This window comes from Nocardia sputorum (genome assembly GCF_027924405.1).
GTDB classification, from domain to species: Bacteria; Actinomycetota; Actinomycetes; order Mycobacteriales; family Mycobacteriaceae; genus Nocardia; species Nocardia sputorum.
Genome location: NZ_AP026978.1, coordinates 4,150,099 through 4,170,365, shown reverse-complemented (window position 1 = coordinate 4,170,365; position 20,267 = coordinate 4,150,099). Strand labels below are relative to the sequence as shown.

22 protein-coding genes are annotated in these 20,267 nt (G+C 67.4%); 15 read left to right on the top strand and 7 right to left on the bottom strand.

The window, feature by feature from the left end:
* The first annotated feature begins 180 nt into the window (after nt 1–180).
* Both QMG86_RS18735 and QMG86_RS18730 read left to right on the top strand, forming a co-directional pair.
* Nucleotides 181–1,338 (top strand): epoxide hydrolase family protein, encoded by a 1,158-nt coding sequence (locus QMG86_RS18735; RefSeq protein ID WP_281873686.1) that lies wholly within the window; start codon nt 181–183, stop codon nt 1,336–1,338.
* A gap of 88 nt (nt 1,339–1,426) precedes the next feature.
* Nucleotides 1,427–2,395, top strand: coding sequence for a spectrin repeat-containing protein (locus QMG86_RS18730; RefSeq protein WP_281873685.1), 969 nt, complete (start codon nt 1,427–1,429; stop codon nt 2,393–2,395).
* Between the two features lie 127 nt (nt 2,396–2,522).
* Here QMG86_RS18730 and QMG86_RS18725 read toward each other — a convergent pair whose 3' ends face one another.
* Nucleotides 2,523–3,734: a helix-turn-helix domain-containing protein gene (locus tag QMG86_RS18725; RefSeq protein WP_281873684.1), complete on the bottom strand. Its 1,212-nt coding sequence runs from the start codon at nt 3,732–3,734 to the stop codon at nt 2,523–2,525.
* A gap of 199 nt (nt 3,735–3,933) precedes the next feature.
* Between QMG86_RS18725 and QMG86_RS18720 the strand changes: the two genes are divergently transcribed.
* The 7 genes from QMG86_RS18720 to QMG86_RS18690 all read left to right on the top strand — a co-directional run bounded on the left by QMG86_RS18720 (nt 3,934) and on the right by QMG86_RS18690 (nt 9,316).
* On the top strand, nt 3,934–4,275 hold the full coding sequence (locus tag QMG86_RS18720) for a hypothetical protein (protein WP_281873683.1): 342 nt from the start codon (nt 3,934–3,936) through the stop codon (nt 4,273–4,275).
* Entirely contained in the window at nt 4,275–4,643 is a 369-nt protein-coding gene (locus tag QMG86_RS18715) for a hypothetical protein (RefSeq protein WP_281873682.1), read from the top strand. The genes QMG86_RS18720 and QMG86_RS18715 overlap by 1 nt, the downstream gene beginning before the upstream one ends.
* A gap of 198 nt (nt 4,644–4,841) precedes the next feature.
* Nucleotides 4,842–5,162: a hypothetical protein gene (locus tag QMG86_RS18710; protein ID WP_281873681.1), complete on the top strand. Its 321-nt coding sequence runs from the start codon at nt 4,842–4,844 to the stop codon at nt 5,160–5,162.
* A gap of 47 nt (nt 5,163–5,209) precedes the next feature.
* Nucleotides 5,210–6,340 (top strand): IS630 family transposase, encoded by a 1,131-nt coding sequence (locus tag QMG86_RS18705; protein WP_281873679.1) that lies wholly within the window; start codon nt 5,210–5,212, stop codon nt 6,338–6,340.
* Between the two features lie 294 nt (nt 6,341–6,634).
* Complete coding sequence (locus QMG86_RS18700; RefSeq protein ID WP_281873677.1) at nt 6,635–7,189, top strand: hypothetical protein; 555 nt, start codon at nt 6,635–6,637, stop codon at nt 7,187–7,189.
* A complete protein-coding gene (locus QMG86_RS18695; protein WP_281873675.1) occupies nt 7,186–8,322 on the top strand; it encodes a hypothetical protein in 1,137 nt (378 codons plus the stop codon). The genes QMG86_RS18700 and QMG86_RS18695 overlap by 4 nt, the downstream gene beginning before the upstream one ends.
* A gap of 4 nt (nt 8,323–8,326) precedes the next feature.
* Nucleotides 8,327–9,316 (top strand): FAD-dependent oxidoreductase, encoded by a 990-nt coding sequence (locus tag QMG86_RS18690; RefSeq protein ID WP_281873673.1) that lies wholly within the window; start codon nt 8,327–8,329, stop codon nt 9,314–9,316.
* 17 nt (nt 9,317–9,333) lie between these two features.
* On the opposite strand, the gene QMG86_RS18685 is transcribed toward QMG86_RS18690, so the two are convergent.
* The 4 genes from QMG86_RS18685 to QMG86_RS18670 all read right to left on the bottom strand — a co-directional run bounded on the left by QMG86_RS18685 (nt 9,334) and on the right by QMG86_RS18670 (nt 13,794).
* Nucleotides 9,334–9,831 carry a helix-turn-helix domain-containing protein gene (locus QMG86_RS18685; RefSeq protein ID WP_281873671.1) on the bottom strand — a complete coding sequence of 166 codons (498 nt, stop codon included), beginning with the start codon at nt 9,829–9,831 and terminating at the stop codon, nt 9,334–9,336.
* 286 nt (nt 9,832–10,117) lie between these two features.
* Entirely contained in the window at nt 10,118–11,953 is a 1,836-nt protein-coding gene (gene cysC, locus QMG86_RS18680) for an adenylyl-sulfate kinase (RefSeq protein WP_281873669.1), read from the bottom strand.
* The gene (gene cysD, locus QMG86_RS18675; protein WP_281873667.1) at nt 11,953–12,885 is read right to left on the bottom strand and encodes a sulfate adenylyltransferase subunit CysD; all 933 of its coding nucleotides are present in this window, start codon (nt 12,883–12,885) and stop codon (nt 11,953–11,955) included. Before cysD ends, cysC begins: the two co-directional genes overlap by 1 nt.
* A gap of 9 nt (nt 12,886–12,894) precedes the next feature.
* Entirely contained in the window at nt 12,895–13,794 is a 900-nt protein-coding gene (locus QMG86_RS18670) for a helix-turn-helix domain-containing protein (protein WP_281873665.1), read from the bottom strand.
* A gap of 84 nt (nt 13,795–13,878) precedes the next feature.
* Between QMG86_RS18670 and QMG86_RS18665 the strand changes: the two genes are divergently transcribed.
* The 3 genes from QMG86_RS18665 to QMG86_RS18655 are packed head-to-tail and all read left to right on the top strand — an operon-like array spanning nt 13,879 to nt 16,991.
* Complete coding sequence (locus tag QMG86_RS18665) at nt 13,879–15,042, top strand: hypothetical protein (RefSeq protein ID WP_281873664.1); 1,164 nt, start codon at nt 13,879–13,881, stop codon at nt 15,040–15,042.
* Nucleotides 15,042–15,818: an SDR family oxidoreductase gene (locus QMG86_RS18660; RefSeq protein WP_281873662.1), complete on the top strand. Its 777-nt coding sequence runs from the start codon at nt 15,042–15,044 to the stop codon at nt 15,816–15,818. The genes QMG86_RS18665 and QMG86_RS18660 overlap by 1 nt, the downstream gene beginning before the upstream one ends.
* Before the next feature lie 9 nt (nt 15,819–15,827).
* Nucleotides 15,828–16,991, top strand: coding sequence for a sulfotransferase family protein (locus QMG86_RS18655; RefSeq protein WP_281873660.1), 1,164 nt, complete (start codon nt 15,828–15,830; stop codon nt 16,989–16,991).
* A 194-nt stretch (nt 16,992–17,185) separates the two neighbouring features.
* Here QMG86_RS18655 and QMG86_RS18650 read toward each other — a convergent pair whose 3' ends face one another.
* Entirely contained in the window at nt 17,186–17,863 is a 678-nt protein-coding gene (locus QMG86_RS18650) for a PaaI family thioesterase (protein WP_281873658.1), read from the bottom strand.
* 199 nt (nt 17,864–18,062) lie between these two features.
* Between QMG86_RS18650 and QMG86_RS18645 the strand changes: the two genes are divergently transcribed.
* A complete protein-coding gene (locus QMG86_RS18645; protein WP_281873656.1) occupies nt 18,063–18,713 on the top strand; it encodes an HAD family hydrolase in 651 nt (216 codons plus the stop codon).
* 8 nt (nt 18,714–18,721) lie between these two features.
* On the opposite strand, the gene QMG86_RS18640 is transcribed toward QMG86_RS18645, so the two are convergent.
* Nucleotides 18,722–19,315: a TetR/AcrR family transcriptional regulator gene (locus QMG86_RS18640; RefSeq protein WP_281873654.1), complete on the bottom strand. Its 594-nt coding sequence runs from the start codon at nt 19,313–19,315 to the stop codon at nt 18,722–18,724.
* Between the two features lie 21 nt (nt 19,316–19,336).
* On the opposite strand from QMG86_RS18640, the gene QMG86_RS18635 reads away from it, so the two are divergent.
* Together QMG86_RS18635 and QMG86_RS18630 are read left to right on the top strand one after the other, a co-directional pair.
* Nucleotides 19,337–19,702 carry a hypothetical protein gene (locus QMG86_RS18635; RefSeq protein ID WP_281873653.1) on the top strand — a complete coding sequence of 122 codons (366 nt, stop codon included), beginning with the start codon at nt 19,337–19,339 and terminating at the stop codon, nt 19,700–19,702.
* A complete protein-coding gene (locus QMG86_RS18630) occupies nt 19,699–20,211 on the top strand; it encodes a hypothetical protein (protein WP_281873651.1) in 513 nt (170 codons plus the stop codon). Before QMG86_RS18635 ends, QMG86_RS18630 begins: the two co-directional genes overlap by 4 nt.
* Nucleotides 20,212–20,267 lie beyond the last annotated feature (56 nt).

Below are 20,267 nucleotides of genomic sequence, written 5' to 3'. Positions count from 1 at the left end.
TCGCGAGTGGCACACCAGCGTGAGGTCTTCTCGGCCGATGCCGCAGTGGTGTGCCACTCGCGGACTTCAGGAGGTGGGGTGGAGTCGGTGGTGTTCGATATTTGTCGGGGGATGCGTGAATCGGGGAATAACGAATTCGAGTGATTCGGGGGGCGCCTCTTTACCCGAAGTATCAATGGCATGACGAACACAGAGATTCGCCCCTTCCGTATCGACGTTCCGCAAGCCGACCTGGATGACCTTCGCTTGCGCTTGGCCCGCACTCGGTGGATCGACGATGTGCCCGGTGCCGGCTGGGAACGCGGCGTGCCGACCGCCTACCTGAAGGAGCTGGCCGGGTACTGGGTCGAGAAGTTCGACTGGCGCGTGGCCGAGGCGGAGTTGAACGCCTACCCGCAGTTCACCACCACCATCACCGGCCAGAACGTGCACTTCCTGCACGTGCGTTCGGCCCGGCAGAACGCCACCCCGTTGCTGCTGCTGCACGGCTGGCCCAGCTCGGTGGCCGACTTTCGCGACGTGATCGGACCGCTCACCGACCCCGCCGCGCACGGCGCCCCGGACGCACCCGCCTTCCACCTGGTCATCCCGTCGCTGCCCGGCCACGGTTTCTCCGGGCCGATCACCGAGACGGGCTGGAACGACGGCCGGATCGCGGCGGCGCTGGCCGAACTCATGGCCCGCCTCGGTTATGACCGCTACGGCGTGCAGGGCGGCGACCACGGTGCGTTCATCGCCCCGGCCCTGGCGCGGATAGACACCGATCACGTGCTCGGGGTGCACGTGAACGCGCTGGTCACCTTCCCGACCGGCGACCCAGCCGACATGGCCTCCCTCACCGACGCGGAGAAGGCGCGGCTCGCCGCGATGAAGAAATTCCAGGACGACGGCTCGGCCTACATGAATCTGCAGGGCTCGCGCCCGAACACCATCGCCCAGTTGCTCGCCGACTCTCCGGCCGGCCAGCTCGGCTGGATCGTCGAGAAGTACCAGGAGTGGACCGACCGATCGCACGACCTGCCCGAACAGGCCGTCGACCTCGACCGCCTGCTCACCACCGTGAGCATCTACTGGTTCACCGATACCGCCCGCAGCGTCGCCAACCTGTACTACGAGCGCTTCCACGACGCGGCCATGTTCGCCCCGAAACCCAAGGGCACCGTGCCGACCGGTGTCGCGGTCTTCAAGGACGGCGACTATGCCATCCGCCGCTTCGCCGAACGCACCCACAACGTCACCCACTGGTCGGAGTTCTACTCCGGCGGCCATTTCCCGGCACTGGAGGTGCCCGAGCTGATGATCGGCGACGTCCGCGAGTTCTTCCGGTCGCTTGTCTGATTCGCCACCGTAGGGCGGACGGTCGACGCCGTCTGCCCTGCTCTGTGGATTCGGCTAAACTGGCCGGACACAAAGATTTTCGAGGGCCATGAACGACTCTTACGACCATCCTGGAGTCACTCCCGGAATCGCCGCCCAGGCTGTCGCCGCAGTGCTGTCCGCGATGTGGCCACGTCTTACCGGTAACCTGCCGAATCCGTCGAAGGTCTGGCGCCATTGGTACACCGAGCGAAACGGCGACCGCGTACGGGCGAGGGTTGTTCTCATCGCGGGCCAAGCCGCCACGCCACCGGCCTTCTTGGACGCCGTCCCGGAAGTCCTCACCGCCGAAGGCTTCACCGTGGGGAAAACGCAGCGGGTGGCCGAACGTATCGCGCTCGTCGAGGGAAGCAACGGTGGATACGACATCGAAGTGGTCTCGGGCGGCGACAGCATCTTCGTCGTCCTGCACAGTCAGCCGATCACGGTGACAGCGGAACTCGGCCGGAGGCTTCGCCAAGCCCCCGCCGAGTTCGTGCCCTGGTTCCCGCAGCGCGGAGACCAAGACGTCGCCGACTCCGCGGAGATCATGGCCGAAGTGGAGGCGCTCGGTAAAAGGTTCCTGGACCTGCACGCCGAGGTCCGCGAACTCGTAGCGGATGCACACGCGGAATCGCAGGAGATCGAGAGCCGAGTCCGCGCGATCGGCAATCGATCCCGGGCGTACGGGAAATTGCTCACCGACACAATGGTGACGCCCGGCGTCGGGCTGATCGTCGTCGGCATCTGCTCGGTGTTCGCGCCCAGCTCGACGGCGATCGCAACGGTCGGCATCGTCGCGGGTATCGCAATCTTCCTCAGATGCGTGGTCGCACGCCGTGCCGGAGTGTCGTCGGGATTCGCGCCGATCCTCGCCGGGACAGCAGCGACGGGAGTAGGCATCACCGCCGCCGGAGGCCGCTACACGGAACCGCTGGCCCACATCTGCGTCGTCCTCGGTGTTCTACTGCTGCTCACCGGATTCGTCCTGTGGCGCATGGAGTTACGCCGACTCGACCAGCGGCTTGCCGCGATGTGACCCGATCCCTGCCATCGGGTCGAACGTCAGCTGTAGGAGCACCCGCTGTGCAGGTCCTCGAGCAGCGCAGGGCCGCTGGGGAGCCAGCTGAGCAAGGAGTGAACGTATCGCCGTACGGTCGAACTCCTCAACCGCGATTGATCCCGCACCAAGCGGCGAAGCCTCGCACGCTCTCGTTGCTTCGTGCGTCGTCGCGGGCGAGGACGCGGATGGTCTCGTGCACCATGGGGTGGTAGCGGGTTTGCGTCGGTGCGATCTCCTTGGCCTTCCGTAGCGAGGTAAGGGCTTTTGTGCGGTCGCCGTGGAGCAGGAATCCGCGGGCCAGGTCGATGTAATGGTGGCCTGCGCGCTCCCGGGGCGTCGTGACCGGAAGACGCACGTGCTCGGCACGTTTCACCGCCTCGGTGCCATCCATCATCTCTACGGCCAGCCCGACCGACCAGATGTCGACATTCGTGACGCCGAAGCAAAGCCGGTAATCGTCTCGGTCGCCACCGAGGCGGCGGGCAGTCTCCCGCGCTTCGGCGAGGTGTTGGTCGGCTACGTCGCGCCGACCCGCACGAGCTGCGGCGAGACCGGATTTCAAGTGCAAATTGCCCCACATACTGAGGACGGCCGGATCGTTGCCGCCGATCTCGGATTCGATGGTGGACCGGCTGGCTTCCAGGAAGCGGAGGGCGGTCGACCACTCGGCCGTGCAGATCAGCTCGCCCGCGCGCTGATAATCGCCCGCGAGCACGGCCAGTTGATCACCGGATCGCGCGGCTGCCCATTCGTACCGCTCGACACACAGCGAGGAAAGATCGATATAGCCGAGTTTGTACACGAGTTGCCCGGTCGCGGCGAACGCTTCGGCGAGCAGCCCGAAGAGGCGCTCGCGCTCCGCTCCGGTCGCGGAGTGCCAGGCGACGCGCAGGTCCGCGAGCAGGCCGGGCAGAAGCGTGCCGAGATCACCGAGGCTGACCGAGTGACGCATTGCGGACGCCTTTGCGACGTCGGCGGCGAGTTCGGCTTCGGGTCGGGAGTTCATCGTGCCGTCCGGCTCGATCTTGTACGCGGCCAGTTCACGGCGGATCTCGGGTACTCCGGCGTGCACTTGCTGTTCGTCGCGAGTCTGGCGCGGGTAGGGCTGCTCGAGGAGGTCGGCGAGGTTCACCCGCAGCGCGCGGGCGCAGGCCGCGACGAAAGCCGGAGACGCGGGCGCCCGGCCGCGTTCGACCTTGCGGACCAAGCTCGCCGAGAAGTTCGCTTCCCGCGCGAGTTTCTCCTGGCTCCATCCCGCTAGCTTCCTTGCGACACGTACTTTGTCGCCGACACCGGATTCCTGGGTCATCGTCATCACGGGTTCCATTCCACAGACTTCGTTATCCCCAGGGTGACAAATGTTTTGCCGATTCGCTGTCTTGTCCGTCGGTCACAGTCTGTTCCGGCCTCGGCACCGGGTGAGTACATCTCTCATCCCGGCACCGATTGCGTTCCCAGGATCCAGGGATCCCCGGCGCCGGTTGCCACACCACATCGACGGATAAGGGGCGGACATGGCGGAAATCGCGCTCGGTTACATCAGGCTGGATCAGTCCGGCAACGATCACGCAGGTGAGGAGCGCGCGATTCGGGCGCTAGCCGCGCGAAAAGGGTATCCCGAGCCGGAAGTGTTGGTCGTGGATCGCGATGCGCTGATGCCGACACTGCTGCTCGTACAGGCGATCCGCCGGGTGGGCGCTTCGGCCGTCATCGCTCCGACTCGGGAGCACATCTGGACCGCCCGGCGTGGGCTCACCGAGGAGGTGGCGCTCATCGTCGTCGCGCCCGAGCAGATGTGGGAGCGCGGGCACCGCTGGCCGCCGTTCGGGTCATCGGAGAGCGGGGTGGGCGTTTGATGTCCGGCTGGTCCGAGTTCAGCGCGGCCCTGATGGTGGGGGCGGCAGCGGTCGCGGTACTGCTGACGGTCTTCTTCGCCGCGAGCAGATGGTGGCGAAAACCGCTGCGCGGCCCGAGCGTCTATCACATCGCCGAACGTGTCGGTCATGAGCAACTGTGCCTGCTGGGCTGGCCGCCGCTGGGTTGGCCTGCGGTAGAGCCGACGGACGGCCCGGAATTCGCTCTCGGTGATGCGCACGCGCTCATGCAGGTGCATTTGGAGTGCGATGCGAACGAATGCTCGTGGAAATGCGCGGCGAAAGAGACACTCCGGATCACCGGCCGGATGCGTCCTTCCACGTACCCGCGCCGACCAGGCCGCCATTGACCTGTCGGTCGCAATCGTCACGAGCGTTTGGAATCGCCGGAACACCGGCCCATCGTCGCGACGGGCCGGTGACTTCCTCGGCATGGCGGAGTGTCAGCGGTAGAAGCACCGGTCTCCGCTGGTGGGCTGCCGGTGGTGCCAGCGCGACCGGTGGCTGCGCGTTGGGCAGAGCGTCGAGTCGGCTGGCATATTGACGTAATGGCGATTATTTGGGGGAAAGCCGTCCGATGGGTGTCGGACTACCAGCCGGGCATCATCGAGGTGGAATTCACCGACATCGACGGCGTGACGCACAGCTTGATCGACAAGCTGCCGATCTTCGGCGCAACTGACGACCTCGGTCCGGATTCGGCCTATCCGGCGCCGGTGGAGATCGGTGTGACCCTCATCGAACAACTCGGTGACGCGACGGTGATCGACCTCGGGACGGAGGCCCACAACACCGACCCGGCTCAGCGCTGGTTACGTGACACGGTCCGCGCCGCTCTTGGCCCGCCGCGCGGGGAGAACACGGGCTAGTGCCTCGTCTAAGTAGGTTGCCTCGGTAACCGGGTGTCGGGTTGATCGTGGGCGCGTGTCCGGTGATGCTGCCGGTGGAGGTGGTGTCGGTGGCCCGGAGGCCGGAAGTGTTTGTGCGGGCGGTGACCCCGGAGGAGGGGCGCCGGTTGCAGAAGATCACCAAGACGAGCAAACAGCCGATCAGGACGCGACGAGCGATCGTGGTGATGGCCTCGGCGCAGCGGCAGCCGGTGCCCGCGATCGCGAGGTTGATGCAGGTCAGCGAGGCGTATGTGCGGCAGGTGATCCACGAGTTCAACGAGCGGGGGTTCGACGCGCTGGACCCAAAATGGAGCGCGGGCAGGCCGAAGAAGGTGGATCGGGCGACGCGTGAACGCATCGCCTGCATCGCTCGGTGCTGCCCGCGGGATCTGGGCTGGCCGTTCTCGGTGTGGAGTCTGTCGAAACTGCGAGAAGTGTTGCTCACCAACGGAATCGTTGAGATCAGCCGCGAAACTCTGCGCAAGATCCTCAAAGCCGAGGGGGTGTCGTGGCAAGCGGTCAAGACTTGGAAGGCGGGCACCGATCCGGAGTTCACCGCGAAGATGAACCGCGTCCTGGACCTCTACGACCATCGGCCCACCGATGGGCGGGTGGTCTGTGTGGACGAGTTCGGGCCGCTGAACCTGCAACCCCGCGCTGGTCGTGGCTGGTTCCCGCGACGGATCCCGAGGCGGTTGCGGGCGACCTACCGGCGCACCCAGGGCGTGCGGCACCTGCTCGGTGCTTTGGACCTGTCGACCGGCAAGCTCCACTATCGGATCCGGGACCGTAAACGGTGGCAAGAGTTCCTGTCGTTGCTGAAGTCGCTGCGGGCGCGCTGGCCTGGCGAAAGGCTCTACGTCATCGTCGACAACTTCTCCCCGCACAAGCGAGCCGAGGTGCGCGCCTGGGCCGCGGTCAACGACGTGGAACTGGTGTTCCTACCGACCTATTCGTCGTGGTTGAACTGGATCGAGTCCGAATTCGCGGCTCTACGCTACTTCGCGTTGAACGGCACCGATCACCGCAGCCACGACGAACAAGACGCCGCGATCGGCGCCTACATCCGCTGGTACAACCAGCACGCCCGACCCAAACGCGACTTCGCCGTCAACTCCAAGATCCGGCACCCTGATTACCTACCGAAGGTTGCTTGACGCGGCACTAGTCCCGTCCGGCCGAGCGAAACAGTCTCGCGCCGAGCCGTGCGATGACGACCGATCCACCGCCAATGCGACGTTTGCCACAGACGATTCGGGTTGATGCTGTCCGGTCGCGGTGGTGGTACTTTGAACGCCGAACCGCCGGGCACGGGGGCTCTGGGACGACATCGGTCGATCAGGCGCGGCGCTCGGCATCGTATTCGTACCGTTCGACGCACCGGTTGCCGAAGGTCGGGCGGTGGGGGCTGCGGAGTGTGACGTCTGATGATTCCCGTGTGGCGCGGGCGCGTGAGACGCGCGACTGCCGATACGGCGGCGATGGCCGGAAACGGACAGGACGCGGGATCGCGCTTCGTCCCGAACCCCGCGATGGTGCGCGAGATCGAACATCGCACCCGGCTGCTGCTCCAGCGCATGGAGGTGCGTGAACTGCTGACCATGCGCCAGCTGATCGAGCGCTACTGCGAATTCACCGGCGCGACGGTGCTTCTGCAAGAAAGGCTGCTGCCGGTCGATTGCTTCTTCGCGATGACGCTGAAACTCTCCGCGCCGCCCGACACGTACGTCATCGCGTACCAGAAGGCGACACCCGCCTGGCATCAGGACCACGGCATCGGGCACGAGTTCGGGCACATCATCGCCGGGCACTACGAGACCGGAAGCGTGCATAGACATTCGGCGATGTCCCCGGAGCGGGAATGGGAAGCGGAGTACACGGCGAACCTGCTCGCGCGGTGGGCGTACCAGGTGGGCCGGGTACTCGATCGGCAACGCGCCCTGCGTCCGCTGCAGCGGACCGAAGATCTGTCCCTGCCGCTGCAGGAGAGAATGGGCTGGCTGTGATCTACATACCGCACGGGTGGCTCATCGCGGCATTCACCGTGGCCATGATCTGGAAGGCGAATCAGTACCGCCGCAACAAGGACGTCGCTCTGCTCGCGGTGGTCGGGGCGTTCTTCTTCCTCGCGTCGGGATATTCCTTCGGAGAGTACGTCCAGGATCGCTCGGACCCGTGGTTGCTGACCGCGATGGAATACGAGTTCATCGGCACCGTGCTGCTGGTGGGCGGCAAGGTCTGCATCGTGGCGTTCTTCGTACTGGCCGCGCGGCACACCGCGCAGACGAAGAAGATCCTGATCGCCATCGCCGTTCCGCTGCTCGCCTCCATCGCCGTGCTGGCGGTGTGTGCTGTCGCCGCAGGCCCGGACGCGAAGCCCTATGGGTTCACCGACCCTGCCGTGATCGGTTTCTCGCTCGGGGAGAAAGTGATCACCGTGCCGATCGGGGTGTTGATCGTTTTCTACTGTGTCGCATACCTGCGCCTGCTGTCGGGGACGCCCGCGCACGGGATCATGCTGGCAGTGATAGGCGCGGTGTTGATGCTCGCCGCGACCGTGGCGTTCACGATTCAGCTCGGGTATTACGCCGCATCGGCGAAGCCACCGCGAGCGCTCGTCGTGCTCGGTCGATGGGAGGTCTATCTGGGGCAGTTCATCTTCCTTCTGGGTGTGTCGTGGTATGGCTTGGTGATGCGGATCCGAGCCGTGGTCGTCGGCCTCGGGGCGCTGCGTGACGTTCTGCTGCTCTGGCGGCTGTGGCGTTTCGCGGTCGGTGTGATCACCCGGTTCCTTCCGGAACGGCCGAACCCCGGTTTCCGTCTCCGGCAACCCCTGGCGGCCGTCCTCGAGCGGCGTCAAGCGATGATGGTCGACATTCGCGATGCCCTGATGCTGCTCAGTCCCCAAGTCGACCCGACATCCACCGCGACCCTTTCCGGGTACGCGCGCGAACTCCAGCGCGTCGCCACGGCCAATCGCGAGCGGCCGGTGCTGTACGGCGAGCCGCACCGCGCGGCCGTGGACAAGGCTGATACGTTCGACGCCGACCGTAAACTGCTCGTGGCCTTGGCGGCCAGCCTGGGGGAAGACATGATTCGGGTGCGTCGTCGATGGTTCCGCCCCGCCGCGAAGGTGTGAGCTGATGTTTCGAGCCGAAGTCGTGGGTTGCGGTATCGGAGGGGCATGTGCCGCGCTCGCGCTGGCGAAAGTCGGTGCGACGGTGCAGGTCTACGAGAGCGCGACGCGCACGGCCGATGTGGGCGGATGGGTCACGCTCGGCCCCGCGGCGTCGACCGCGCTGGACCAGATCGGACTGGGGGAGCAGGTCAGGGCGGCCGGATTCCCGGTGGTCAGCGTCAGCACCGTCGACACGGTCACCGGACGGACGAGTTCCTTCGCCCGTACCGAGCCCGGTCATCGCTGGTCCAGTACCCATGTGTGGCGCAGGGATCTCTTGGCCGTGTTGCGCGAAGGCCTGGACCGAGCGGATATTCCTTGCGCGTACGGAACTCGGGCCGAGCCCGGTGAGCGCACGGGTGATCTGCTGGTCGGCGCGGACGGCGCTCGTTCGGCTACCCGGCGCATGCTCGGTGATTGCCGCGAGCCCACCTACACCGGCCAGGTGATCCGGTACGGGCACTTCCCGGCTCCGGTGCGTGGGCTGCCGACGAACGTGCTGCACTTCTGGTCGCATCCGGAAGGAGTGGTGGGGTACGTGGGGGACGATCGCGACGGATCGTTCTGGTTCAGCAGACGAAACGTCGCGTCCGCGGCCACGACGATCGATCCCGACGTGTTCCTCGAGGCGCTGCGGGTCACGCCGGTCGTGGAAGTGCTGGAGCGCTCCGAAGTGAGCGCGCCGATCGCACTGTACGAACTCGAACCCGAGGGAAGCTGGCACAACGCGGACACCGTGCTGATCGGCGACGCTGCGCACGCTGTTTCACCGGCGGCGGGACGAGGGGCGACTTCTGCCATCGAGGACGCGATCGTCTTGGCGAAGACCCTGCGCAGTGCGAACTCCATTGCCGCTGCGCTGGATTCGTATACCGAAGTGCGCCGCCCGATAGCGCAAGCGACCTTCCGGCCTGGCGCTGCGCCGCGGATCTCGGCGGCGGATCTGCGGCTCTGATGGCGACAGCCGATCGCTCAGCCGGAGGTCCCCTCGTCTTCCCCCGTAGCGGCCGGTCGGCGATAGAGTTCGTGCTGCTGGAGATCGCGCAGGATGTTGCCGACTATGGCCCCGAAGGTCGACCTGCCCAGTTCGTTCAGTGTGCTGAGTTCGGACAGGCGGAAGCCGATCGCCTCGACGCCCGCCTCGGAAAGCTGCGCGGCCAGCCGTGAGTCGATGTCGGCTTGCTGTGCGGCGGCGCCGTCGAGGAACTCGCGCACGTCCACGCCCAGCGCAACGGAAATGCCCTCGATGGTGCGGAAACTGGGATTGCGGACACGTCCGAGCCGGATATGCGAGACCTGAGCCGGGCTGAGTGGATAGCCGAGCGCGGTCGAGCGTTCGGCGATGTCCTTATTGGAGTAGCCCCGTGCATCCCGCTGCTGGGCAGCGGCGATCACCCGATTGAGGTGCCGCGCGATGGGACCGGCGTCCTCCGTCGGCTCCTCGGTGACGTCCTCTCCGTCCCCAGACACGACCTGTGCCACCAACCTCCCGATTCAGCCCCACACCGTGGAAACATGGTATCCGGCGGTACAGGATCAGAGCGCATGGGCTAGGTATCTAGCGCTTTACAATCAGATCCTATCGCTCTACGCTCGTATCCGAACCGACTACGGCGATGTCGCCACGAACCGGCTTCGGTGTATCGACTGTGGAGGGGATAGCCGATCCACGAAGCCGGGCTCGAACGGGCGCGACCGATTCGGGGAAGTCGAAGGGCAGACGGACGAGCGCCGTCTGCCCTTCGAGGTGCGGGGCTCAGTCCATTCGGCTCAACCGCGCGATGATCGTCGCTGCCATCGACGCCGGATCCCCGTGGTCGGGCCGTAGCACGATCTCGGCTTCGGTCGGCGCTTCGTACGGGTCGTCGATGCCGGTGAAACCGCGGATCTCGCCCGCGCGGGCTTTGGCGTACATGCCCTTGGGGTCGCGGGCCTCGCAGACCGCCAGTGGCGTGTCCACGAAAACCTCCAGGAAGGGGATGCCCGCCGCCTCGTGGGCGGCGCGAACGCGATCGCGGTCGGCGCGGTAGGGGCTGATCAGCGAAACGACCGCCACCACACCGGCTTCGGCGAACAATTTCGCCACTTCGCCGACGCGGCGGACGTTCTCTTCGCGGTCGGCCGCGCTGAACCCGAGATCCGAGTTGAGGCCGTGGCGCAGGTTGTCCCCGTCGAGGAGGAACGCCGGACGGCCCGCGGCGACCAACCTGCGCTCCAATTCGACAGCGACGGTGGATTTCCCGGAGCCGGACAACCCCGTCAGCCAGACCGTGAGGCCGCGGGTGGCGCGCTCGTCGCGCTCGACGGCGGTGGAGTGCCAGACCACCCGGGAGGACGGCAGGCTGGGGCCGGTGATCATGCCCGCGGCGACGGTGTTGTTCGTCGTGTCGTCGACGAGGATGAAGCTGCCGGTGGCGCGGTTGCGGCGGTACGGGTCGAACAGCAAGGGTTGGCGGGTGCGCAGCTGGACGCGGCCGATCTCGTTGAGCGACAACGACTCCGCGTGCTCGTCGCGGTGCAGCGTGTTGACGTCCAGCCGGTAGTCCAGGGAGCGCACCTCTGCGGTGGCCGCGCGGGTGGTGTGCCGGATGGTGTAGGTCGCGCCGGGCGTGAGCTGGGTGTCCTCGGCGAACCAGCACACCATCGCGTCGAGATCGCGCCCCGCGGTCGGGCGGTTGTTCGGGCGGCAGATCAGATCGCCGCGGGAGATGTCCAGTTCGTCGGCGAGCTGGATGGTGACCGCCTGCGGTGGGAAAGCTTCCGCGACGGGCGCGCCGCCAGGACCCCAGATCGCCTCGACCGTGGTGGTGAAGCCGGACGGCAGCACCGCCACTTCGTCGCCCGGCTTGAAGACGCCACCCGCCACCGTGCCCGCGTACCCGCGGAAATCCTGCGCGTGGCTGCGCGTGACGTACTGCACCGGGAAGCGCGAGTCGATCAGGTTGCGGTCCGAGGCGATGTGCACCTCCTCGAGATGGTGCAGCAGGGGAGTGCCCTCATACCACGGCATGCTCGCGCCCCGGTGCACGATGTTGTCACCGTGCAGCGCCGACACGGGCACGAAGGTCAGATCGGAGACGTCCAGTTTGGAGGCGAAACGCGCGAATTCCTCGCGGATCTCTTCGAACCGGTCCTGCGACCAGTCCGCCAGGTCCATCTTGTTCACGCACAACACCAGGTGTGGGATGCCGAGCAAACTGGCCAGGAACGCGTGCCTGCGGGTCTGCTCCACCACGCCTTTGCGGGCGTCCACCAGGATCAGCGCCAGGTCGGCGGTGGACGCGCCGGTCACCATGTTCCGGGTGTACTGCACGTGCCCCGGGGTGTCGGCGATAATGAATTTCCTTTTGGGCGTGGCGAAATAGCGATGCGCCACGTCGATGGTGATGCCCTGTTCGCGTTCGGCGCGCAGGCCGTCGGTGAGCAGTGCCAAGTTGGGATAGTCGTCGCCGCGGTCGCGGCTGGTCCGCTCCACCGCGGCGAGCTGATCGGTGAACAGCGTCTTGGAGTCGAACAGCAGCCTGCCGATCAGCGTGGATTTGCCGTCGTCGACGCTGCCCGCGGTGGCCAGGCGCAACAGTGTGGTCGTCATCAGAAGTAGCCTTCGCGTTTGCGGTCTTCCATCCCCGCCTCGGAGATGCGGTCGTCGGCTCGGGTGGCGCCGCGCTCGGTGACCCGCGCCGCGGCGACCTCGGCGACCACCTCCGCGGGCGTGGCCGCGGTGGACTCCACGCAGCCGGTGCAGGTCGCGTCGCCCACCGTGCGGAAACGCACCGTGGCCTCGTACGGCTCCTCGCCGTCGAGCAGCTGGAGAAAACGCGTGTGTGCCAGCAGCATTCCATCGCGCTGCACCACCGGCCTGCGGTGTGCGTAATACAGCGGCGGCAGTTCGATGTCTTCGGCGGCGATGTAGCTCCAGATGTCCAGCTCGGTCCAGTTCGACAGCGGGAACACCCGGATGTGCTCGCCGGCCCGGTGCCTGCCGTTGTACAGGTTCCACAGCTCGGGGCGCTGTCTGCGCGGATCCCACTGGCCGTACTCGTCGCGGAAGCTGAACACTCGCTCCTTGGCGCGGGCCTTCTCCTCGTCGCGGCGGGCACCGCCGAAGACCGCGTCGAAGGATCCCTCTTGGATCGAGCGCAGCAGCGTCGTGGTCTGCAACCGGTTGCGGGAGGCGCGCGGCCCGGTCTCCTCGACCGCGCGTCCGGCATCGATGTCGTCCTGCACCCGCCCGACCACCAGGCGCAACCCCAGGCGCGCCACCGTCTCGTCGCGGTAGGCGATCACCTCGTCGAAATTGTGCCCGGTGTCGATGTGCAGCACGGGGAACGGTAGCGGCGCGGGCCAGAAGGCCTTGGCCGCCAAGTGCAGCATCACCACCGAATCCTTGCCGCCGGAGAACAGCAACACCGGGCGCTCGAATGTCGCTGCCACTTCACGGAATATGTGCGCCGACTCGGCCTCGAGCGCGTCCAAATGGGGCAGCTCGTAGGTGCTCGCCGTCGACTTCGCGTACTGGCTCACACCGCAAAACTAGAACACGTTTCGGTCGTCGGTCAATGGTCTGCGGCCGCCCGAGTTCGCCGTCACGGCATCGGCGGCGGCCACCAGCGCGCCCCCGCGGCGGGCGATCTCGGCCCCGGTGATGGAGCGGCCGACGTACATCGTGAGCACCATGTTCTGCCTGCCGTCGCCGTCGTAGGTCGGTGCGGCGAGCAGGCTCACGGCGTGCTCTTTGCGGGGCCGCAGATCCGCGCCGAGGTACACCCGCTCGCCCAGGCTTGTCACCAGTTCGGCGACCAGTTCGCGCAGCTCGGGAGGTAAATCGCGGTCGGCGACACCGGCCAGCAGTGAGTACAGCCGCCGCCCGGCCGTGGTCATGCTCTCCACCAGGAATCCGCGCTCGCGGCATTCGGCGACGACCTGGCGCAGGCGCGCCTCGTCCTGTCGCAGCGGCACCGCCGGCGGCTTGGCCAGCCAGGCGTCGAAAGCCGCGTCGGTGTCCCAGAGCACGTACATCAAGCCGACCGGAGGTGCGAAGTGGTAGGCCGCCCCCACCTTCACCAGGCCGGGCCCGGTGCTCTCCAGCACCATGATCTGCTCGCCGACCACCGCCGACGCGGTGCAGGTCGTGTGGTAGCGCGCGGAGAGTTTCTCCAGCTCGACGCGGGCGAGCGCGGAGATGGCGAAGCTGTCCTGTGCCACCCGGCCCGCCGCGATCAGCGCCGGTCCGAGTCCGTAGGTGCGGGTCTGGGCGTCGCGCATCAGGTAACCGCCCGCGGTCAGCTCGGTGAGGATGCCCAGGCAGGTGGGTTTGGCCAGGTCGAGTTCGCGGGCGAGCTCGGAGAGCCCGAAGCGTTTCCCGCGCTGTTCGACGAAGAAATCCAGGACCTGCACCACGCGTGCGGTGGGCGCGGACCGACGGCCGACCATTGACCACTCCTAGAACACGTTCTAATCTTTGTCCTATCGAAATGTACCAGAGTGGTACATATTTGGAACACCGGAGAGAGCCTCTTGCTGACACAGCCGTTCGCGGACGCCATCGCCGCCGCCGAGCAGATCATCACCGGAGCCGCGCACATCCGCACCGAACAGGACCTCGTCGAGGGCTACGACTATCTGGCGGGCAGCATCCGCGCGTCGTTGCAGATGGCCTGGGCCTATGAGCGGGACTTCCCGTTCTTCGTCATGTCCACCGGGCCGTACACCAAGATGGGCCTGGACAACCCCGACACCCTCTACTACCACTCCTATCTGCGGCCGGACGCGGAATACGTGGTGACCGGCACCCGCGGCACCACCCGCGACCTGAGCTTCCAGGTGCTCAACGGCAATTACTCGCCGGTGGACGTGCCCGACAGCCTCACCGCCTTCGACGACCGCGAGCTCGATATCCGGCCGGACGGCACCTATGAGATCCGCTTCGGACCGGGCGAGGCGGGCCCCGGCTACGTCCACCTCGGCGGCGACGCGGCGATGCTCGTGGTGCGCGAAGTGCACAGCGATTGGGCGACCGAGAAGGCGGGCACGATCCGCATCCAGCGCGTGGACCGGATCGGCGACGCGCCGCCGCCGCCGACCAAGGACCTGCTGGCCAAGCGGTACGGCGTGGCGGGCAAGATGCTGGTGTCGCGGTTGCAGACCTTCCTCGCCTTCCCGGAGTGGTTCTATCTCAATCTGCCGGTGAACACGCTGACCGAGCCGAGGCAGACACCGGGCGGGCTCAGCACCCAGTTCTCCTCGGTGGGTCACTACGACCTGGACGACGACCAGGCCATGATCATCACGGTGCCCAAGTCGGACGCGCCTTACCAGGGCTTCCAGCTCGGCAGCATGTGGTACCTGTCGCTGGACTACATCAACCACCAGACCAGCCTCACGGCCGACCAGGCGCACGTGGACCCGGACGGGATGATCCGGCTGGTGGTCAGCGAGCGCGACCCGGGGCTGGCGAACTGGATCGAGCGGACGGGGCACGCCAGGGGCTACCTGCAGTTCCGCTGGCAGCGGCTGTCGCGGGAGATGAAGCCCGACGACGGGCCGACCGTGGAACTCGTCTCCGTCGCGGACCTGCCGAATCGCCTGCCGTTCTACGACCAGGCCAGGGTCACGCCGCAGCAGTGGCGCGACCGGATCGCGGCCCGGCAGATCGCCGTCGCGGAGAGGATGCTCGGCTGATGTTGTTGCAGGACAGGGTAGTCGTCGTCTCCGGCGTGGGGCCGGGGCTCGGGCGCGCGATCGCCGTGCAGAGCGCGAAGGCGGGCGCGGACGTGGTGCTCGCCTCCCGGACCGAGTCGCGGCTGACCGAGGTGGCCAAGGAGATCACCGAGCTCGGCAGGCGCGCGGTGGTCGTGCCGACCGACATCAACGACGAGGCCGCGGCCGCCAACCTGGTGGAGACGGCGCACAGCGCGTTCGGCAAGGTGGACACGCTGGTGAACAATGCCTTCGCCATCCCGCCCATCGTGGATCTCGCCGACGTCGACCTGGACCAGGTGCGCGCCGGCTTCGAGACGAACGTGCTGGCCGCGTTGCGCCTGACCAGACTTTTCGTGCCCGCCCTCGCCGAGGCCAAGGGGTCGGTGGTGATGATCAACTCGGCGGTGCTGCACCACTCGCGGCGGACCTTCGGCCCGTACAAGATGGCCAAGGCCAGCCTGCTCGCGCTGGCCCAGAGCCTGGCCACCGAACTGGGGCCGCAGGGTATTCGGGTGAATTCCGTTGCGCCGGGCTATATCTGGGCCGACAACCTGAAGTGGTACTTCAACTACCTGGCGCAGCAACGCGGGATCACCCCGGAGGAGGTCTACGCCGAGACCGCGAAGACCACCGACCTGCGCAAGCTGCCCGAACCCGACGAGATCGCCGACGCGGTCGTGTTCTTCGCGTCCGCCATGGCGCGCGCGATCACCGGCGCGTGCCTGGACGTCAACGCCGGCGAATTCCACCACTAGGAGATGACCGTGATCGGTAGGGACGACGTCGGAACCATCGACGATCTGCACGCGTCGGCCACGAAGGTGGTCGGGCTGGACGATTTCGGCACCGACGACTACCGCGAGGGACTCGGGGTGCTGCTGGAGTCCTATGCCAAAGACGCCGAACTCACCCCGTTCGGCAACAAGGTGAATCGCGCCTTCCTGCGTGGCGCTTTGATCGCCCGGTTGCTCAGCGAGTCCGCCTGGCGGCAGTTTCCGGAGCACGCCGACGTGGCGATCGAACGGCCGATCTTCGTGACCGGCCTGCCGCGCTCGGGCACGACGGCGGTGCACCGCCTGCTCAACGCCGACCCGGCGCACCAGGGGCTGGAGATGTGGCTGACCGAGATGCCGCAACCGCGCCCGCCGCGCGAGACCTGGGCGAGCAACCCGATCTACCAGCGGCTCGCGGCCGCCTACGACAAGCACCACGTGGAGCACCCGGAATTCATGGGTGTCCACCATATCTCGGCCGATCAGGTCGAGGAGTGCTGGCAGTTGCTGCGGCAGTCGGCCATGTCGGTGTCCTACGAGTGCCTGGCCTACCTGCCCACCTATTCCGAGTGGCTGCGCGACCGGGACTGGACGCCCGCCTACCGCAGGCACCGCCGCAACCTCCAGCTGATCGGGCTGCCGGACGCGCAGAAGCGATGGGTGCTGAAGAACCCGAGCCACTTGTTCGCGCTGGACGCCATTTTCGAGGTGTATCCGGACGCGCTGATCATCCAGATGCACCGCGATCCGCGCACCATCATCGCGTCGGTGTGCAGCTTGAACGAGCAGGCGTCGGCGGGCTGGTCGGAGAAGTTCCGCGGCCCGGTGGTCGGCGCGGCCCAGCTGGATCTGTGGGCGCGCGGCGCGGAGCGGTTCCTCGTCGATCGCAAGCGCCACGACGCGGCGCAGTTCTGCGACGTCGACTACGACGAGTTCGTCGCCGACCCGATCGGCACGGTGGAGTCGATCTACCGGCACTTCGGACTGCCGCTGACCGGCGAGGCGAGTGCGGCGATGACCGCGTTGCACGCGGAGAGCACCTCGGGCGCCGCGCGTCCGGCGCACCGCTACACCCTCGACGATTTCGGGCTGACGGCCGAGCAGGTGGACGCCCGGTTCGGCGCGTACCGGGAAGCGCATTTCCCGGGGCGGTGATCGGTCGGCGCTCGCCGGTCGCAAGTGCGCCGGCGAGCACCGGGCTGCCCTGGCGGCGAAGGCATTTCGTGCGCTCAGGCGGCCGCCATTCGGCTCACACGCCTGCCCGTTCCGACTCGACGCCATCAATCGAACTTCAGCGGCCGGGGCGCCGGACCGGCCGATGCTCCTCGTTCGGGGGCGAGCGCCGTGGGTCAGGGTTGCCCCGGCTTGAGCACGATGAACAGGCCGTTGGCCTCCGCGCACAGCCGGTCGCCGTCGTGCAGGGTGGCCCGCACGTAGACCTTGCGCCCCTCCTGCCGTTCGGCCCACGCCCGCACCTTCAGCTCGGTGTTCAGCGGCGTGATCGAGCGGTAGTCCACGGTCAGCGACGCCGTCCTGGTCACCGAGCCCGAACGCACCGCCGCCGCCATGCCGAGCAGGTCGTCGAAGGCGATGGCGATCTGGCCGCCGTGAGCGGCGCTGTTGCCGCCGAGATGGAACGTGCGGAAGGTGAGGCGCGCGTCGACGCCCCGCTCCGGGTCGACGTGATCGATCAAGAACGGCGGCAGGGTGATGTTGCCGCGGGCAGGCAGGTCGAAGCGGGTCCAGTTGGGCGTCGACCACTCGTCCACCCGGGCGGCGTCGAGCTTGTCGTTCAGCTCCTTCAGAATGCCGATCGCCTCCACCGCCAGCTCGTCGGAGGGCGAGGCGAGCCGGACCCGGTCCATCAGGCCGCGCACCTGCTCGATGAACTGCCCGTAGTGCGGCCCGCCGCGGGAGATGTCGTCCTTGGCGGCCTCGTGGGCGGCGACCAGCTCGGTCATCGGCCGGAACCCGCCCTCGTGGTGCTCCTTGCTCGGCAGCGAGTCGCCGGCCTGCGGTTCGTTCATAAGAACAAGTTATCGGTTGCCCGGCGAATGCTCGCCGCGCGGGTGCTGTGTCCGTCGTCACGGACCGTCACCGCCTAGGCTGGGGCGCGACCGAATATCGCCTGCTTCCGGGCGGTACCGGCACGGTTCCGGCGGCCGGGCGCGCGACCCGGCCCTGAGCGACCTCTGACCGTTTCGGCTGGCGAAAGGCTCTGTGCGCATGGGTATCACCGCGGTCGTGTTCGACATGGACGGCGTACTGATCGATTCCGAGCCGGTCTGGGAAGCGGTGCGGCGCGGCTACGTCGCGGAGAAGGGCGGCCGGTGGCTGCCCGACACCCAGCAGCGGCTGATGGGGATGAGCACCGGTGAGTGGTCGGCCTATCTCAGCGGCGAACTCGGGGTCGGCGAGCCACCGGAGACCGTCGCCCGGGACGTGATCGAGCGGATGGCCGAGCGCTACGACGCGGGTGTGCCGCTGCTGCCGGGTGCGATCGAGGCCGTGCAGCGGATCAGCGAGCAGTGGCCGTTGGGGCTGGCCAGCTCGTCGCCACGCGAACTCATCGACACGGTGCTGGGCCGCACGGGGCTGATCGAGTACTTCTCCGTCACCTTCTCCACCGAGGAGGTCGATCGCGGTAAACCGGCGCCGGACGTCTACGTGACGGTCGCGACGTTCCTGCGTCGACGGCCGTCCGACTGCGTGGCCGTGGAGGATTCCAGCAACGGCCTGCGCTCGGCCCACGCGGCGGGGATGCGGGTGATCGCGGCGCCGCGTCCGGAGTACCCGCCCGCCGCCGATGCGCTGGGCCTGGCCGCCAAAGTCATCTCCGGACTGGACGAACTCACTCCTGCGCTGATCACCGGGTGACTCCTGGCTCAGGCGTGGTAAGAGGTCAGCAGGGTGCGGGCGGCGCCGGTCAGGTCGTCCTCGAGCCAGCCGGGTAACTCCGGAGCGTTGGCGTGGCGGCGTAGCGCCGCATAGGGCAGATCGACGATCGCGCGGCTGACCGCATCGATCTCCCGCTCGCCGTCCCGGCCGAACAGAGCGTGCGCGATGCGCCGCAGATGGTCGATCAGCGGCGCGTTCATGGCGGCCAGGGTCGCACGGAACTCGGCGTCCGGACCGCCGTCGAGCAAGTCGCTGGGGCGCAACTGGAGCAGGAGTTTGGCGTCGTCGGGTAGTTCGCGCCCGAACCGCAGGGCCGCTCGGACCATCCCGACGCCCGCCTCCACCGGGTCCGGCTGGTCCGCGGCCGCGAGGGTGCCGTCCTGGAAGCGGCGCAGCGCGCGCAGCCATGCCGCGGTGAGCACGCCGTTGCGGTTGCCGAAGCGGTGGTACAGGGTGCCGACGGGGGCTCCGCTGGCCTCGGCGATGGCCGACACGCTGGCCGCGCGGGGTCCCTCGGCGAGCACGAGGGTGCGCGCTGCGTCGAGGATCACGTCGGTGTCGTGCTTGCGGGGTGGCGCCATGTACTAGTACGTTCCTTCTATATGGAGCGTTTGTCCTATATAGATGAGCATGCCAGATCGATCGACGCGAACCGCGACCGGGCGTGGAAAGCGCTGCTGAGAGTCGTCTGCCGTGACCCGCACGAGCCGACCGCGCCGACCGGCTTCGATTTCGATTCCGTGGTCGAACCGCAGCGTCTGGCGCTGCACGGACAGCACTGGTTCTCGAAGTACGCGCTGATCTTCGAATTGGACGAGGAAGGGCCGAGCCGGACCCGCGTCCGCGCCCGCAGTTATGGCGACTTTCCCGGTCTCCACGGCCGGATCTACCGTGCGCTGGTTGTGGGGACAGGCGGTCACCGCTTGGTGGTGCGCCGGATGCTGCGCCGAATCGCGGCGGCGGCATGATCCTCGGGACGGTGTGGGGCGCCACCGAGGCCGAGCGCGAAGCGCCCCTGCCGTGCGACGACCGGCAGCCCGGCGGTCTACAGGCCGATCGCGCGATCAGCATCGACGCGCCGCCCGCCCTCGTCTACGCCTGGCTGTGCCAACTGCGCGTCGCTCCCTACAGCTACGACCTGCTGGACAACTTCGGCCGGCGCAGTCCGCGCCGTCGCGACCCGGTGCTCACCGAACTCGCGGTGGGACAGCGGTTCATGTCCCAGTTCGAACTCGTCTCCTTCGTTCTGGGCAGGCACATCACCCTGCTCGCGAACAAGGTGTGCGTCACCTACGCGGTCCGTCCCGAAGGCGCCGGAACCCGGCTCCTGGCCCGGATCCGCTGTAGCGCACCGAAACTCGTCGCCGTGGCGCTCGCTCTCGGCGACCTGCTCATGATGCGCAAGCAACTGCTGACGCTGAAAGAACTCGCCGAAGCCGAACATCACGCCGGTTCGCAGGGAGGTTCAGTCGGCTGATTTCGTGAGCGGAACCGATATCTCGAACTCCCGCGGCCTCTCTCGCCATCGTAAAA

Coding starts and splice junctions, on each gene's coding strand:
- QMG86_RS18690 (WP_281873673.1), top strand. CDS start 8,327: ATGTTTCGAGCCGAAGTCGTGGGTTGCGGTATCGGAGGGGCATGTGCC.
- cysC (WP_281873669.1), bottom strand. CDS start 11,953: ATGACGACCACACTGTTGCGCCTGGCCACCGCGGGCAGCGTCGACGAC.
- QMG86_RS18670 (WP_281873665.1), bottom strand. CDS start 13,794: ATGGTCGGCCGTCGGTCCGCGCCCACCGCACGCGTGGTGCAGGTCCTG.
- QMG86_RS18720 (WP_281873683.1), top strand. CDS start 3,934: ATGGCGGAAATCGCGCTCGGTTACATCAGGCTGGATCAGTCCGGCAAC.
- QMG86_RS18650 (WP_281873658.1), bottom strand. CDS start 17,863: ATGAACGAACCGCAGGCCGGCGACTCGCTGCCGAGCAAGGAGCACCAC.
- QMG86_RS18630 (WP_281873651.1), top strand. CDS start 19,699: ATGATCCTCGGGACGGTGTGGGGCGCCACCGAGGCCGAGCGCGAAGCG.
- QMG86_RS18635 (WP_281873653.1), top strand. CDS start 19,337: ATGGAGCGTTTGTCCTATATAGATGAGCATGCCAGATCGATCGACGCG.
- QMG86_RS18735 (WP_281873686.1), top strand. CDS start 181: ATGACGAACACAGAGATTCGCCCCTTCCGTATCGACGTTCCGCAAGCC.
- QMG86_RS18730 (WP_281873685.1), top strand. CDS start 1,427: ATGAACGACTCTTACGACCATCCTGGAGTCACTCCCGGAATCGCCGCC.
- QMG86_RS18640 (WP_281873654.1), bottom strand. CDS start 19,315: ATGGCGCCACCCCGCAAGCACGACACCGACGTGATCCTCGACGCAGCG.
- QMG86_RS18660 (WP_281873662.1), top strand. CDS start 15,042: ATGTTGTTGCAGGACAGGGTAGTCGTCGTCTCCGGCGTGGGGCCGGGG.
- QMG86_RS18715 (WP_281873682.1), top strand. CDS start 4,275: ATGTCCGGCTGGTCCGAGTTCAGCGCGGCCCTGATGGTGGGGGCGGCA.
- QMG86_RS18725 (WP_281873684.1), bottom strand. CDS start 3,734: ATGACGATGACCCAGGAATCCGGTGTCGGCGACAAAGTACGTGTCGCA.
- QMG86_RS18710 (WP_281873681.1), top strand. CDS start 4,842: ATGGCGATTATTTGGGGGAAAGCCGTCCGATGGGTGTCGGACTACCAG.
- QMG86_RS18645 (WP_281873656.1), top strand. CDS start 18,063: ATGGGTATCACCGCGGTCGTGTTCGACATGGACGGCGTACTGATCGAT.